Annotated in this window: 15 protein-coding genes; 14 read left to right on the forward strand and 1 reads right to left on the reverse strand. The window is 64.0% G+C overall.

What is annotated here, in order from left to right; genetic code table 11:
* Positions 1-16: 16 nt before the first annotated feature.
* The 6 genes from FXN65_RS08195 (at position 17) to flgE (ending at position 5,230) form a co-directional block, all read left to right on the forward strand.
* Complete coding sequence (locus tag FXN65_RS08195) at positions 17-1,207, forward strand: pyridoxal phosphate-dependent aminotransferase (protein WP_151132589.1); 1,191 nt, start codon at positions 17-19, stop codon at positions 1,205-1,207.
* A gap of 91 nt (positions 1,208-1,298) precedes the next feature.
* The gene (locus FXN65_RS08200; RefSeq protein WP_151132590.1) at positions 1,299-2,000 is read left to right on the forward strand and encodes an NAD(P)H-dependent oxidoreductase; all 702 of its coding nucleotides are present in this window, start codon (positions 1,299-1,301) and stop codon (positions 1,998-2,000) included.
* 278 nt (positions 2,001-2,278) lie between these two features.
* Complete coding sequence (flgB, locus tag FXN65_RS08205) at positions 2,279-2,686, forward strand: flagellar basal body rod protein FlgB (protein WP_151132591.1); 408 nt, start codon at positions 2,279-2,281, stop codon at positions 2,684-2,686.
* A 14-nt stretch (positions 2,687-2,700) separates the two neighbouring features.
* A complete protein-coding gene (gene flgC / locus FXN65_RS08210) occupies positions 2,701-3,147 on the forward strand; it encodes a flagellar basal body rod protein FlgC (protein WP_151132592.1) in 447 nt (148 codons plus the stop codon).
* Positions 3,148-3,166: 19 nt separating this feature from the next.
* Positions 3,167-3,847 carry a flagellar hook assembly protein FlgD gene (flgD, locus tag FXN65_RS08215; RefSeq protein WP_151132593.1) on the forward strand — a complete coding sequence of 227 codons (681 nt, stop codon included), beginning with the start codon at positions 3,167-3,169 and terminating at the stop codon, positions 3,845-3,847.
* A 45-nt stretch (positions 3,848-3,892) separates the two neighbouring features.
* Positions 3,893-5,230, forward strand: a complete 1,338-nt coding sequence (gene flgE / locus FXN65_RS08220; RefSeq protein WP_151132594.1) for a flagellar hook protein FlgE — start codon at positions 3,893-3,895, stop codon at positions 5,228-5,230.
* A 198-nt stretch (positions 5,231-5,428) separates the two neighbouring features.
* Here the strand turns inward: flgE and FXN65_RS28410 are convergent, their stop codons facing one another.
* The gene (locus tag FXN65_RS28410) at positions 5,429-5,560 is read right to left on the reverse strand and encodes a hypothetical protein (protein ID WP_280178740.1); all 132 of its coding nucleotides are present in this window, start codon (positions 5,558-5,560) and stop codon (positions 5,429-5,431) included.
* Here FXN65_RS28410 and flgF point away from each other — a divergent pair.
* The 8 genes from flgF to FXN65_RS08260 are packed head-to-tail and all read left to right on the forward strand — an operon-like array spanning position 5,559 to position 14,832.
* A complete protein-coding gene (flgF, locus tag FXN65_RS08225) occupies positions 5,559-6,302 on the forward strand; it encodes a flagellar basal-body rod protein FlgF (RefSeq protein WP_151132595.1) in 744 nt (247 codons plus the stop codon). The two genes, FXN65_RS28410 and flgF, sit on opposite strands and share 2 nt — an antisense overlap.
* Before the next feature lie 45 nt (positions 6,303-6,347).
* Entirely contained in the window at positions 6,348-7,133 is a 786-nt protein-coding gene (gene flgG / locus FXN65_RS08230) for a flagellar basal-body rod protein FlgG (RefSeq protein ID WP_151132596.1), read from the forward strand.
* Positions 7,134-7,151: 18 nt separating this feature from the next.
* Complete coding sequence (gene flgH, locus FXN65_RS08235) at positions 7,152-7,865, forward strand: flagellar basal body L-ring protein FlgH (protein WP_151132597.1); 714 nt, start codon at positions 7,152-7,154, stop codon at positions 7,863-7,865.
* Between the two features lie 11 nt (positions 7,866-7,876).
* Complete coding sequence (locus FXN65_RS08240; protein WP_151132598.1) at positions 7,877-8,977, forward strand: flagellar basal body P-ring protein FlgI; 1,101 nt, start codon at positions 7,877-7,879, stop codon at positions 8,975-8,977.
* Positions 8,978-8,986: 9 nt separating this feature from the next.
* Entirely contained in the window at positions 8,987-10,144 is a 1,158-nt protein-coding gene (flgJ, locus tag FXN65_RS08245) for a flagellar assembly peptidoglycan hydrolase FlgJ (RefSeq protein ID WP_151132599.1), read from the forward strand.
* Positions 10,145-10,154: 10 nt separating this feature from the next.
* Complete coding sequence (flgK, locus tag FXN65_RS08250) at positions 10,155-12,206, forward strand: flagellar hook-associated protein FlgK (protein ID WP_151132600.1); 2,052 nt, start codon at positions 10,155-10,157, stop codon at positions 12,204-12,206.
* 11 nt (positions 12,207-12,217) lie between these two features.
* Complete coding sequence (gene flgL / locus FXN65_RS08255) at positions 12,218-13,468, forward strand: flagellar hook-associated protein FlgL (protein ID WP_151132601.1); 1,251 nt, start codon at positions 12,218-12,220, stop codon at positions 13,466-13,468.
* A 32-nt stretch (positions 13,469-13,500) separates the two neighbouring features.
* Positions 13,501-14,832 (forward strand): UDP-glucose dehydrogenase family protein, encoded by a 1,332-nt coding sequence (locus FXN65_RS08260; protein ID WP_151132602.1) that lies wholly within the window; start codon positions 13,501-13,503, stop codon positions 14,830-14,832.
* The last annotated feature ends 115 nt before the right edge of the window (positions 14,833-14,947 follow it).

Consider the following 14,947-nt stretch of genomic DNA (forward strand, 5'->3'; position numbering starts at 1 on the left):
GGGCAAGGAGCTGAACATGCGCTTTTCCGACCTCACCCAACGCATTGCCGGCGACGGCGCGGCCGCCTGGAATATTCACTACCGCGCACTGGAGCGCCAGGCCCGGGGGGACGACATTCTCCTCCTGTCGGTAGGCGACCCTGATTTCGACACGCCGCAACCCATCATACAGGCCGCCATCGACAGCCTGCTCAACGGCAATACCCACTACTCCGATGTGCGTGGCAAGTTTCCCCTGCGGCAACGCATTGCCGCCTGGCACAACCAGCGCAGCGGGCAGAGCGTGGGTGCCGATCAGGTGGTGGTGCTGGCCGGCGCCCAGTGTGCGCTGTTCTGTGTGGTGCAGTGCCTGCTCAACCCGGGCGACGAGGTCATAGTCGCCGAACCCATGTATGTCACCTACGAGGCGGTGTTCGGTGCCTGTGGCGCCAAGGTGGTCCCGGTGCCGGTGCGTTCGGAGAATGGCTTCCGCATCCAGCCCGAGGATGTGGCTGCCGCCATCACCCCGCGCACTCGCGCGCTGGCCCTGAACAGCCCGCACAACCCCTCCGGCGCCAGCCTGCCGCGCTCCACCTGGAATGCCCTGGCCGAACTCTGCATCGCCCATGACCTGTGGATGATTTCCGACGAGGTCTACAGCGAGCTGCTGTTCGAGGGCGAGCACATCAGCCCGGCCAGCCTGCCGGGCATGGCCGAGCGCACCGCGACCATCAACAGCCTGTCCAAGTCTCACGCCATGACCGGCTGGCGCGTGGGTTGGGTGGTCGGCTCGGAGGAACTGACCGGACACCTGGAAAACCTCGCCCTGTGCATGCTCTACGGCTCGCCTGACTTCGTCCAGGACGCCGCCTGCGTTGCCCTTGAAGCGCGACTTCCGGAGCTGGAAGCCATGCGCGAGGCCTATCGCCAGCGGCGCGACCTGGTGTGCGCCACCCTCGAAGGTTGCCCCGGCCTGCGTGCGTTGAGGCCGGATGGCGGCATGTTCGTGATGGTGGACATCCGTGAAACCGGCCTGTCCGCCCAGGACTTCGCCGACCGCCTGCTGGACGACTACGGCGTCTCGGTGCTGGCGGGCGAGGCATTCGGGCCCAGCGCCGCGGGGCATATCCGCCTGGGGCTGGTGCTGGGCAGCGAGCCGCTGGAGGAAGCCTGCCGACGCATCGCCGGCTGCGCCGCCGCACTGATTGAGCTGCGAGCAATCGCATGAATGATGGTTGGCGCCGGGACCGGAAATCGCCATCGTCGGGTCCGGTAATGTCCAGCGCCAATCCGTGGCACATCCCGCACAAGGAATTCCCATGAAAGTACTGATCGTCCATGCGCACCCGGAGCCGCAGTCGTTCTGCAGCGCCCTGCGCAACCTGGCGGTGGAAACCCTGCAGGGGCAGGGGCACGAAGTCCGCCAGTCCGACCTCCACGCGCTGGACTGGAACCCGGTGGCCAGCGCGGCTGATTTCGGCCAGCGGCAGAATCCGGATTACCTGGTCTATGCCCTGGAACAACGTGAAGGGGTCAAGGCCGGCGATATCGCGCCGGATATCCAGCGCGAGCTGGAGAAGCTGCTCTGGGCCGACCTGCTGATTCTCAACTTCCCGCTCTACTGGTTCTCGGTGCCGGCCATTCTCAAGGGCTGGATCGACCGGGTGCTGGTGTCCGGCGTCTGCTATGGCGGCAAGCGCTTCTATGACCAGGGCGGCCTGGCCGGCAAGAAGGCGCTGGTCACCCTGACCCTGGGCGGCCGCGAGCACATGTTCGGTGAAGGCGCCATTCATGGCCCGCTGGAAGACATGCTGCGTCCGCTGTTGCGCGGCACCCTGGCCTATGTCGGCCTGGATGTGTTGCCGCCTTTCGTGGCCTGGCACGTGCCCTATATCAGCAATGACGCGCGCCAGGATTTCCTGCGTGACTACCAGGCACGACTGCTGGGGCTGGACCAGGATGTGCCGCTCGCGTTTCCCCGGCTGGACCAGTTCGACGACAGGTTGTACCCACTGGCGTGATGAGTGCAGCGAGGCCGCCCAAGGGCGGCCTTCTTCTTTTTCCGGTGGGAGCGAAATCATTCGCGAATGAATTCGCTCCCACAACTCGTACCCCCGGCAAAGCGGCAACCAGCGGCAAACCGCCCTTGCCGCTTTGCCGCCCTGCCAGCGCCTCTTGCCGCTTTTTGCCGCTTGTTTTTCATTCAAAGCGTTGAAAATAAAGGAAAAACTAAAGTGGCACGGCCTTTGCTGAATGTCATGCAAGCAAAACCACATTGCCACTGGCAAAGGTTCCGGACATGAGCATCAGTTTCGAAAAGGCCCTCGGCATCCATCAGCAAGCCCTCAGCTTCCGCGCCCAGCGCGGCGAGGTGCTGGCCAACAACATCGCCAACGCCGATACCCCGAACTACAAGGCTCGCGACCTGGACTTCGCCAGCGTGCTGGCCCAGCAGTCGGAGAAGGCCGCCCACGGCAGCTTCCAGGCCACCCGGACCAACGAGCATCACATTGCCGCCGAAGGTTTCGAGATCGCCGACGCCTCGCTGAAGTACCGCGTACCGTTCCAGGCCGCCATCGACCAGAACACCGTCGACGCCCAGCTGGAACAGTCGAACTACACCGAGAACGCCATGCAGTTCCAGGCCAGCTTCACCTTCCTCAACAGCAAGTTCAAAGGGCTGATGAACGCCCTGCGCGGCGAATAACGGAGAGCCCAGCCATGTCCCTGTCCAGCATCTTCAACATCGCCGGCACCGGCATGAGTGCCCAGAACACTCGGCTGAACACCATCTCCAGCAACATCGCCAACGCCGAATCGGTGTCCTCCAGCCTCGACCAGACCTACCGCGCCCGCCATCCGGTGTTCGCCACCGTGATGCAGGACAGCCTGGGCAACGGCGACCGTGGTTCGCTGTTCGCCGACCAGGACCAGTCCGGCGCCGGCGTGCAGGTTCTCGGTGTGATCGAGGACCAGAGCACCCTGACCCCGCGCTACGAGCCGAACCACCCGGCGGCCAACGCGGACGGCTACGTCTACTACCCGAACGTGAACGTGGTTGAAGAGATGGCCGACATGATTTCCGCCAGCCGGTCCTTCCAGACCAACGTGGAAATGATGAACACCGCCAAACAGATGATGCAGAAAGTGCTGACCCTGGGTCAGTGATAGCGCGCGAGGGAACAGCATGAGTGTCAGTAACGTAGCGTCCACCGATGGCCAGTCGTTCCTCGACCAGTACGCCATCAAGAACGAACCCAAGAGCAAGGACCTCGGCAAGAACGAGTTCCTCGAGCTGCTGGTCGCCCAGTTGAACAACCAGGACCCGCTGGCGCCCCAGGAGAACGGCGAGTTCATCGCCCAGCTGGCGCAGTTCAGCCAGGTGGAAGGCATCGAGAAGCTGAACAGCAGCATGGGTTCGCTGCTGTCCGGCTACCAGTCCTCCCAGGCACTTCAGGCCTCGTCCCTGGTGGGGCGCAAGGTCATCGTGCCCAGCGAGAAGGCCGTGGTGGATACCGCGGAAACTTTCAAGGCCAGCGCCAATCTGCCCATTTCCAGCAGCAACGTCTGGGTCAACGTCTACGACAACGCCGGCACCTTGGTGAACCGCATCAACCTCGGCGAGCAGCCGGCCGGCAGCGTCAGCTTCATGTGGGACGGCAAGGACTCCAGCGGCAAGGTCATGCCGCCGGGCACCTACAAGTTCGAAGCCCAGGCCCAGTACAGCGGCGAAACCAAAGCCCTCTACACCATGCTTCCGGCCAACGTCGACAGCGTCACCCTGGGCCAGAACGGCGGCGAGCTGATGCTCAACCTCGCCGGCATCGGCAGTGTCGGTCTGTCCAAGGTCCAGGTCATCGGTCAGTAACCTCCCGGTCAAGAGCGCCGGGAAGCACCGGCAAAGGAGAAAGTAATGGCGTTCAACATCGGTCTCAGTGGTCTGCGCGCAGCGACCAGCGACCTCAACGTCACCGGCAACAACATTGCCAACGCCGGCACTGCGGGCTTCAAGCAGTCCCGTGCCGAGTTCGCCGACGTCTATGCCGCCTCGGTGCTTGGCACCGGCAAGAACGCCCAGGGTAGCGGCGTGGCTTTGGGGGACGTGTCCCAGCTGTTCAACCAGGGCAACATCAACTACACCCAGAATGCCCTGGACCTGGCCATCAACGGCAACGGCTTCTTCCAGACCAGCAACAACGGCGAGATCAGCTACACCCGCGCCGGTTACTTCGGTACCGACCGCAACGGCTACATCGTCAACAACTTCGGCTATCGCCTGCAGGGCTACGGCATCGACGGCAATGGCAACGTCCAGAACGGCGTAGTCAGTGATCTGCAGATCCAGACCTCCAACCAGGCGCCCAAGGCCACCACCGAAGTCGCGCAGAAGTTCAACCTGAACTCCACCACCAAGGCGCCGACCAATACGCCGTTCGATCCGAGCGACCCGACGACCTACACCTCGTCCACCTCGGTCAACATCTATGACTCCCAGGGCAACGCCCACGTCATGACCCAGTACTTCATCAACAACTCGGACCCGGCCGCTACCCCGCCGGTGACCAACAACTGGACCATGGCCGTGCTGGTGGATGGACGCAATCCGTCCAACCCGGCCAGCACCGACCCGCACACCACCAACCTGCTGTTCAACGCCGACGGCAGCCTGAACACCGCCGGCATGGCGGCGGGTGGCGAGCTGAACTACGACCCCGCCACCGGCCTGATGAACCTCGACGACTGGGTGCCCGCGGTTTCCGACGGCGGTACTCCGGCCAACTGGTCGTCCAACGGCGCCACCGCCAACGCCGGCGGCATCAGCGTCGATATTCGTGGCTCCACCCAGTACTCCAGCGCGTTCGCCGTCAACAGCATCAGCCAGGACGGCTACACCACCGGTCAACTGGCAGGCCTGGAAATCGACGACACCGGTGTGATCTTCGCCCGCTACACCAACGGCCAGTCCAAGGTGCAGGGCCAGGTGATCCTCGCCAACTTCGCCAACGTCCAGGGCCTGACGCCGGTAGGCAAGACCGGCTGGGTGCAATCGTTCGAGTCCGGTGAGCCGGTGGTCGGCACCCCGCGTTCCGGCACCCTGGGTGCCTTGCAGGCCGGCGCGCTGGAAGATTCCAACGTCGAACTGTCGGACCAACTGGTGAACCTGATCGTCGCCCAGCGCAACTACCAGGCGAACGCCAAGACTATCCAGACCGAAGACGCCGTCACCCAAACCATCATCAACCTCCGCTGATAAATAGACTGCCTGTGGGAGCGATTTCAATCGCGAAGCAGGTCGAAGACCTGCCCGTCTGAGGCCTGGGCCGGCTGCGCCGGCCGATCGCGAATGAATTCGCTCTTACGAGAAGCAAGCCGGGAAAGCGTTTCCCAAGCGGCAAATCCCCTTGCCGCTGGCGGCATCCCCTCGCCGCCAGCGCTTTGACAAGGCCCTTCAGTGGGCCTTTTTCTTTTCTAAAGAATCCTTTAATTCAATGTCTTGCGATTGAACTTCGGCGTTGGCATGGCGCTTGCTGCATAGCAGGCAAAGAGCCAAGGGCGGCAACGCCCACTCGGAGAGATTCATGGACAAGATGCTTTATGTCGCGATGAGCGGGGCCAGCCAGAACAGCCTGGCCCAGCGTGCTCATGCCAACAACCTGGCGAACATCTCGACCTCCGGTTTCCGTCGCGACTTCGAACAGGCGCGCTCCATGCCGGTGTTCGGCGACAGCTTTCCGTCGCGGGTCTATGCCATGACCGAGCGGCCCGGCACTGACTTCACTCCCGGCGCCCTGCAGGAAACCGGTCGTGACCTGGACGTGGCCATCGAAGGGGAGGGCTGGATTGCCGTTCAGGCCCCCGACGGCGGCGAAGCCTATGTGCGCACCGCCAGCCTGCAGATTGATGCCCTTGGCCAGCTCCGCACCGGCAATGGTTTGCCGGTCATGGGCAATGCCGGTCCCATCGCCATTCCGCCGGAGCAGAAAGTCGAGATCGGCCAGGACGGCACCATCAGCATTCGTGCTCTCGGCGAAGCCCCAAACGTGGTGGCCGAGGTCGACCGCATCAAGCTGGTCAATCCCGATCCCAAGCAGCTGGAGAAGGGCGCCGACGGCCTGATCCGGATCAAGGACCCGCAGCAGGCGGTGCAGGCCGACGCCAATGTCCGCGTGACTTCCGGCTTCATCGAAGCCAGCAACGTCAACGCCGTGGAAGAGATGACCGCGATCCTCTCGCTGTCCCGCCAGTTCGAGCTTTCCGTGAAGATGATGCGTACCGCCGAAGACAATTCTTCGGCAATGGCGCGGGTCTTGCAGTTCAGCTAATCACCAGTAGGCGGCGCCACGTTTCCGGCGCCCGAGGAGAAATAGATGCTTCCGGCACTCTGGGTCAGCAAGACCGGCCTGTCCGCCCAGGACATGAACCTGACCACCATTTCCAACAACCTGGCGAACGTCTCGACCACGGGGTTCAAGCGCGACCGCGCCGAGTTCGAGGACCTGCTGTACCAGATCCGCCGCCAGCCCGGTGGCCAGACCAGCCAGGACAGCGAGCTGCCCACCGGCCTGCAACTGGGTACCGGTGTGCGCATCGCGGGGACCCAGAAGATCTTCACCCAGGGCAGCCTGCAGACCACCGAACAGCCGCTGGACATGGCCATCAACGGCCGTGGCTTCTTCCAGGTGCTGCTGCCCGATGGCACTGTCTCCTACACTCGCGACGGCAGTTTCCACCTGAACTCCGACGGCCAGATCGTCACCTCCCAGGGTTTCGCCCTGGAACCGGCCATCGTCCTGCCCGCCGAAGTGCAGACCTTCACCGTGGGTGAAGACGGCACTGTCTCCGTGACCACCACCGGCAACCCCGCCGCCCAGGTGATCGGCAACATCCAGACCGCCGACTTCGTCAACTACGGCGGTCTGCAGGCCATCGGCAACAACCTGTTCCTGGAGACCGCTTCCAGCGGTGCGCCGCAGGTCGGTACTCCCGGCCTCACCGGCCTTGGCACCGTGCAGCAGAACACCCTGGAAAACTCCAACGTCAGCGTGGTCGAGGAGTTGGTGAACATGATCACCACCCAGCGCGCCTACGAGATGAACTCCAAGGTCATCTCCACCGCCGACCAGATGCTCTCCTTCGTCACGCAGAACCTGTAACGCCCTGAGGTAGTCGCCATGAACCGGCTGATCATTCTTCTCCCGCTGCTCGGTATCACCCTTGTCCAGGGCTGCGTGCAGCCGGCTCCGCGGCCGAACGATCCGTATTACGCGCCGGTCCTGCCGCGCACCCCGCTGCCGGTGGCGCAGAACAATGGCGCTATCTACCAGGCCGGTTTCGAAACCAACCTCTACGACGACCGCAAGGCCTATCGCGTGGGTGACATCATCACCATCACCCTCAACGAGCGCACCCAGGCCAGCAAGAATGCCAACTCGCAGATCCAGAAGGACAGCAACGCCAACATCGGCCTGACCTCGCTGTTTGGCGGCGGCGTGTCGGTGAACAACCCCAACGGCGGCCTGAACCCGCTGGATGCCGCGCGCCTTTCCCTGGATGCCGAGTACAACGCCACCCGCGACACCAAGGGCGATTCCAAGGCGGGGCAGAGCAACAGCCTGTCCGGTTCCATTACCGTCACCGTGTCCGAAGTGCTGCCCAACGGCATCCTCGCGGTCCGTGGCGAGAAGTGGCTGACCCTGAACACCGGCGACGAGCTGGTGCGCATCGCCGGCATGGTCCGCGCCGACGACATCGGCACCGACAACACCGTGTCTTCCACCCGTGTGGCCGATGCGCGTATCACCTATTCCGGCACCGGCGCCTTCGCCGATGCCAGCCAGCCCGGCTGGTTCGACCGGTTCTTCATGAGCCCGCTGTTCCCGTTCTGATGAGACCGACCATGAAGCGACTGATCACCGCCCTCTGCCTGCTGCTCGCCGCAGGCGTTGCCCAGGCCGAGCGCCTGAAGGACCTGGCGAGCATCCAGGGCGTGCGGAGCAACCAGCTTATCGGCTACGGCCTGGTGGTGGGCCTGAACGGCACGGGTGACCAGACCACCCAGACGCCGTTCACCCTGCAGACCTTCAACAACATGCTGGCGCAGTTCGGCATCAAGGTGCCGGCCAACGTCGGCAACGTGCAGCTGAAGAACGTGGCGGCGGTGTCCATCCACGCCGACCTGCCGCCCTTCGCCAAGCCGGGCCAGACCATCGACGTCACCATTTCCTCCATCGGCAACGCCAAGAGCCTGCGCGGCGGCAGCCTGTTGATGAGCCCGTTGAAAGGTATCGACGGTAACGTGTATGCCATCGCCCAGGGCAACCTGGTGGTGGGTGGTTTCGACGCCGAGGGCAGCGATGGCTCGAAGATCACCGTCAACGTCCCGTCCTCCGGGCGCATTCCTTCCGGCGCCACCGTTGAGCGTCCGGTGCCGAGCGGTTTCGAGCAGGGCAATTTCCTCACCCTGAACCTCAACCGCCCGGACTTCACCACCGCAAAGAACATCGTCGACAAGCTCAACGAACTGCTCGGTCCGGGCGTCGCCCAGGCCGTGGATGGCGGCTCGGTTCGGGTCAGCGCGCCGCTGGATCCGGGCCAGCGCGTGGATTACCTCTCGGTGATCGAGAACCTGGAAGTGGAGGCTGGCCAGGGCGTGGCCAAGGTCATCATCAACTCGCGCACCGGCACCATCGTCATTGGCCAGAACGTGAAGGTGCAGCCGGCCGCCGTGACCCACGGCAGCCTGACCGTCACCATCACCGAGGACCCCATCGTCAGCCAGCCGGAAGCCTTCTCCGGTGGCCAGACCGCCGTGGTGCCGCGCTCGAAGGTCAATGCCGAGGAAGAAGCCAAGCCGATGTTCAAGTTCGGCCCTGGCACCACGCTTGATGAAATAGTTCGCGCGGTCAACCAGGTGGGCGCTGCACCGTCCGACCTGATGGCCATCCTCGAAGCGCTGAAGCAGGCCGGCGCCCTGCAAGCCGACCTGATCGTGATTTAAGGGAAAGCGATGAACGCGAAATTCTCCGCAGGTCTGGCCGGCAGTTCCAAGGTGGACAGCGGCGCCTACACCGACCTGAACCGGCTCAGCCAGTTCAAGGCCGGCAAGGACCGCGACAGCGAGGCCAATATCCGCAAAGTGGCCCAGGAATTCGAGTCGCTGTTCCTCAACGAGATGATGAAGTCCATGCGCCAGGCGGGCGAAGCCTTCGCCGAAGGCAACTACCTGAACAGCAACGAGACCAAGACCTACCAGGACATGCACGACCAGCAGCTGGCCGTGACCCTGTCCAAGCAGGGCGGCGTCGGCCTGGCCGATGTGCTGACCCGTCAGTTGTCCAAGACCAACAAGTCGACCGGCCCCAATCCCTTCGCCCAGGTACAGTCCGGCGCCCAGGCCAACTGGCCGGCGCAGGGCAGCAGGCAGGTGGCGAAAGCCGAAGCCTCGGGCTTCGCGGAGCGCGACGACTCCAAACTGCTCAACCAGCGTCGTCTGGCCCTGCCGGGCAAGCTCAGCGACCGCCAGGCCGCCGGCATCGTGCCGTCGCCCGAGCAGGTTGCCGCTACCTCACTGGCCGGCGAGGACTGGACCCCGGCCAAGACCTACGCCGCGCCGGAGCGCGAGTCCGTGGGTGTCGAGGCCACCAAGGGCACCAGCAAGCGCGCGTTCGCGTCACGCAACGAATTCATCGAGACGCTGCTGCCGATGGCCGAGAAGGCCGCCGAACGCATCGGCGTCGATCCGCGCTATCTGGTGGCCCAGGCCGCACTGGAAACCGGGTGGGGCAAGTCGATCATCCGCGAGGGTGATGGCAGCAGCAGCCACAACCTGTTCGGCATCAAGGCCCAGAAGAGCTGGGACGGCGATTCCGCGCGGGTGATGACCACCGAATACAAGGGCGGCAAGGCGGTGAAGGAGGCGGCATCGTTCCGCTCCTACAACTCCTTCGAGCAGAGCTTCCACGACTACGTGAGCTTCCTGCAGAACAACGACCGCTACGACAAGGCGCTGAATTCCGCCGACAACTCCGAGCAATTCGTTCGCGAGCTGCAAAAAGCCGGCTACGCCACCGACCCCCAATACGCCCGCAAGATTTCCCAGATCGCCCGCGGCATGCAGGTTTACCAGGCCGTTGCTGCAGTCGACAGCACGACCACCAGGATATGAGGCTTGAGTCATGGCTGACTTACTGAACATTGGCCTGTCGGGACTGCGCGTGAGCCAGACGCAGCTCACCGTTACCGGCCACAACATCTCCAACGTCAATACGCCCGGATTCACGCGGCAGAGCGCGACGCAGTCCACGACCCTGCCGCAGTTCTCCGGTTCGGGTTACATCGGCAGCGGCGTCACCCTGACGGATATCCGTCGCAGCTACAGCGAGTTCCTGACGGCGCAACTGCGCAACACCACGTCGCTGAGCAGCGATGTGGATGCGTACAAGAGCCAGATCGACCAGCTCGACTCGCTGTTGTCCGGCACCACCACCGGCATCACGCCGTCGCTGAAGAGCTTCTTCGCGGCCATGCAGACCGCCGCCGAAGACCCCGCCAATATGCCGGCGCGGCAACTGGTGCTGTCCGAGGCCGAGGGACTGGCGCGACGCTTCAACACCGTCTACGACCGCCTGAACGCGCAGAACGATTCGCTGAACAAGCAGATGTCGTCGGTGGCGGACCAGGTGAACCGCCTGGCCGGCTCCATCGCCAGCCTCAACGACGCCATCGCCGTCGCGTCCTCCAACGGCCAGGTGCCCAACGACCTGCTGGACTCCCGCGACGAAGCGATCCGTCAGCTTTCCACCTATGTGGGCGTCAGCGTGGTGCCGCAGAGCGATGGCACCCAGAGCATCTTCGTCGGCACCGGCCAACCGCTGGTGGTGGGCAATACCGCCAACCGCCTGGAAGCGGTGCCTGGCAAGGGCGACCCCAGCCGATTCGAGCTGGAATTCGTCAGCGGCGATTCCCGCCAGGGCGTCACCTCGCTGCTCAGCGGCGGCGAGTTGGGTGGCCTGATCCGCTACCGCAGCGAAACCCTGGACTCCAGCCTGAACACCCTGGGGCGCCTGGCCATGTCCATCAGCGACCAGGTCAACACCCAGCTCGGCCAGGGCCTGGATCTGAAGGGAAAAGTCGGCGCGGCGCTGTTCGGCAACTACAACGACCCGGCCCTGACGGCGTTGCGGGTCAAGGCCTTTGCCGGCAACAGCAATGCCCAGCCGGCGCTGAACATCACCAACACCAGCCTGCTCAATACCAGCGACTACCAGATGGAGTACGACGCCACGGCGACGCCGCCCTACAGGGTGCGCCGCCTGAGCGATAACCAGGAAATGGTGGTCAGCGACAGCACCCCGTCCGGCACCCTGACCATCACCGACAGCTCGGGTCGCGATCAGGGCTTCCAGATCGCCCTCGGCGTGCCGCCGCCCACCACCGGTGACAAATACATCCTGCAGCCCACACGTACCGGGGCCAAGGACATGGCCGCCGTGCTGGACCAGGCGGACCAGCTGGCCTTCGCCGCGCCCCTGCATTCGGAAGCGAACCTGCAAAACAAGGGTACCGGCGCGATTGGCCAGCCCAGCATCACCAATACGCTGACTCCCATGAGCCAGGCGCACCTGGCGGCGATCTCGTCCATCACCATGAACTACACGGCAGGCACGCCGGGCAGCCTGAGCTTTTCCGGCCTGCCGCCTGGCGTGACCATCACCCAGCCACCGTCGGGAACCCTGAGCGTGACCCCGGGGCAGACCAACCAGCTGAGCTACACCGTGTCGGTCACCACCGGTACTCCTGCCACCACGCAGGAGTACCAGATCACCCAGAGCTTCAGCGGGCGGGCGGAAACCGGCGATACCTTCAGCCTCGCCATGAGCAGCAACGGCGTGTCCGATAACCGTAACGCTCTCAAGCTGGTGGACTTGCAGACCAAGGCCGCCGTCGGTGTCGATGCCCTGGTGGGCGGCACCGGCTCCAGCTTCTCCGACAGCTACGGCGATCTCGTGGAGCGGGTGGGCACCCTGACCGCCCAGGCGCGGGTGGACAGTGAAGCGAGCACGGCGATTCTCAAGCAGGCCACGGACAACCGCGACTCGCTCTCGGCCGTGAGCCTGGACGAGGAAGCGGCCAACCTGATCAAGTTCGAGCAGTACTACAACGCCTCGTCGCAAGTGATTCAAGTTGCCCGGAGCCTGTTCGATACCTTGATGAGCACCTTCCGCTAACGGAGCCCGCCATGCGCATTTCCACCATCCAGCAATACAACAATGGCGTGACGGGCCTGCAGCGGAACTACGCGAACGTCACCCGTACCCAGGAACAGATCAGCACCGGCAACCGTATCCTCACCCCCGCTGACGATCCGGTGGCCTCGGTACGCCTCCTGCAACTCGATCAGCAGCAGGGCGTGCTGGATCAGTACGCCTCCAACCTGACAGCGGCCAAGAACAGCCTGACCCAGGAAGAAGTGACGCTGAATTCGGTCAACACCGTGCTCCAGCGCGTGCGCGAGCTGGCGGGGGAGGCCGGCAACGGCGCCCTCAGCGCGGAGGACCGCAAGGCCATCTCCGCCGAACTCAAGGAACGCGAGGACGAGCTGCTGAGCCTGATGAATACGCGCAACGCGCGCGGCGAGTACATCTTCTCCGGCTTCCAGGGCAAGACCCAGCCCTTCGTGCGCAATGCTGACGGCAGCTACAGCTACCAGGGCGACGAAGGCCAGCGCAAATTGCAGGTGGCGAGTTCCCTGCAGGTCGCCATCAGCGACAACGGCAAGCGTGTCTTCGAAAACGTGATCAATGCCGGGCGGCTGGATAGCGCCCTGACCAACAGCCCCGCGGGCTCCACCCTGAGCCCTTCGGCGCCGCTGGTGCAGGACGAGGTTTCCTTCACCGGCAACCCGCCATTCCCCGATGCCGGCGTACAGGTCGTCTTCGGCAACCCCGACCCCAACAGCTACGAAATCTTCGCGCTGGGCACCACCACGCCGGTGCTCGGCAGCGGCGCCATCGACACGGATGACTCGACCGCCGACCAGGTCGTGTTCCGCGGCGTCAGCATCAAGTTCGACGGCGTGCCCGTAGGCGGCGAGACCATCGAGATCACGCCCCAGCCCACCCAGCAGAAGCAGGGCATCCTCGACACCATCGCCAACCTGCGCATGGCCCTTGAGAACTCACCCGATACACCGGCGGGAAGCAACGTCGTCCGCGACGCCATCGCCGAGGCCCTGACCAACCTGGACAACGGCATGACCGTGGTCGACTCGGTGCGCGGCGACATCGGCGCGCGCCTGAACGTGGTCGAATCCACCCTCACCGACAACGAAGACGTGACCCTGGTGAACCAGTCCATCCAGGCCGACCTGCGGGAACTGGACTACGCCGAGGCGCTGTCGCGGCTGTCGTTCCAGTCGATCATCCTGGAAGCGTCGCAGCAGAGTTACGTGAAGATTGCGGGGCTCAGCCTGTTCAACAAGCTGGGTTGATCGACGCGGGTTCGGAGTCATAGGGAGCAGGCATGAATATCGGTGTATTTGGGGCTGGCTACGTTGGCCTGGTTCAGGCGGCGGTGCTGGCAAACGTCGGTCACAATGTGCTGTGCATCGAAAACGACGCGACCAAGCGAGCCATGCTCGAGCGTGGTGAGGTGCCGATATTCGAGCCCGGCCTGACGGGCATGGTGCAGTCCAATATGCAGGAGGGCCGTCTGCGCTTCTCCGGCTCGCTGGAGGACGCCATTCAGCACGCCCGGGTGCAGTTCATCGCTGTCGGCACGCCGTCCGATGCCGAGGGGCATGCCGATCTCAGCCAGGTCTTCGAGGTGGCAAGGGGCATCGCCAATCTCAGCGGATCCGATCAGGTGGTCATCAACAAGTCCACCGTGCCAGTGGGAACGGCCGACGAACTTCAGGCGCTGATGGACCGGCTGCTCGCCGAGCGCGGCCGATCCGAACTGCGCGTCGACGTGGTGTCCAACCCCGAATTCCTCAAGCAGGGCGCGGCGGTAAGTGACTGCCAGCGCCCGGATCGGATCATCATCGGCTCCAGCGAGCCCGCCAGCATCGAGTTGCTTCAGGAGATCTACAACCCGTTCAACCGCAATCGCGAGAAGATCATGGTCATGGACCGGCGCAGCGCCGAGCTGACCAAGTACGCCGCCAACTGCTTCCTGGCCACCAAGATCTCCTTCATGAACGAGATGGCGGGGCTGTCCGAGCTTTTCGGCGCCGACATCGAAGCCGTGCGCCGTGGCATAGGCGCCGATCCACGAATCGGTTATGACTTCATCTATCCGGGGTGTGGCTATGGCGGTGCCTGTTTCCCGAAGGATGTGAGCGCATTGAAGGCGTCCGCGAGGCAGGCCGGTCATGAACCGGCAATCCTGCAGGCGGTTGCGACGGTCAACGATCGGCAGAAGCGCAAGGTTGGCGAGAGCATTCACCAGCACTACGGCGAGGACTTGCGCGGACGGGTCATCGCCTTGTGGGGACTCGCGTTCAAGGCCAACACCGGCGACATGCGCGAAGCGCCCAGCCGGACCCTGCTGGAGCAGTTGTGGCGGGCTGGCGCAAGGGTGCGAGCCTACGACCCCGAAGCGATGCTGGAATGCCGTCGCCTCTACGGTGAGCGGTCGGATCTCGAACTGGTGGACAGCAAGGAAGCCGCGCTGGAAGGAGCTGATGCGCTGGCCATCATGACCGACTGGCAGAGCTTCAAGGCACCGGATTTCGACTTGATCAGAAACTCCCTCAAGGACGCCCTGATCTTCGATGGGCGCAACCTCTACGAGCCCCGCGCCGTGCAGCGCTACGGCCTGCGCTACCACTCCATCGGCCGTCTCCCGGCCTGATTGCTTCCCCGCTGGATACCCTCCCGGTCGACTGCTGTTGACCGGGTATGGCCTGCTTATTGCAGCGCCAGGGCATCAAACAACAGCCTGCCGACTAATTGACGGGTCGGTGTAG

The sequence above is a fragment of the Pseudomonas lalkuanensis genome (assembly GCF_008807375.1).
Taxonomy (GTDB): domain Bacteria; phylum Pseudomonadota; class Gammaproteobacteria; order Pseudomonadales; family Pseudomonadaceae; genus Metapseudomonas; species Metapseudomonas lalkuanensis.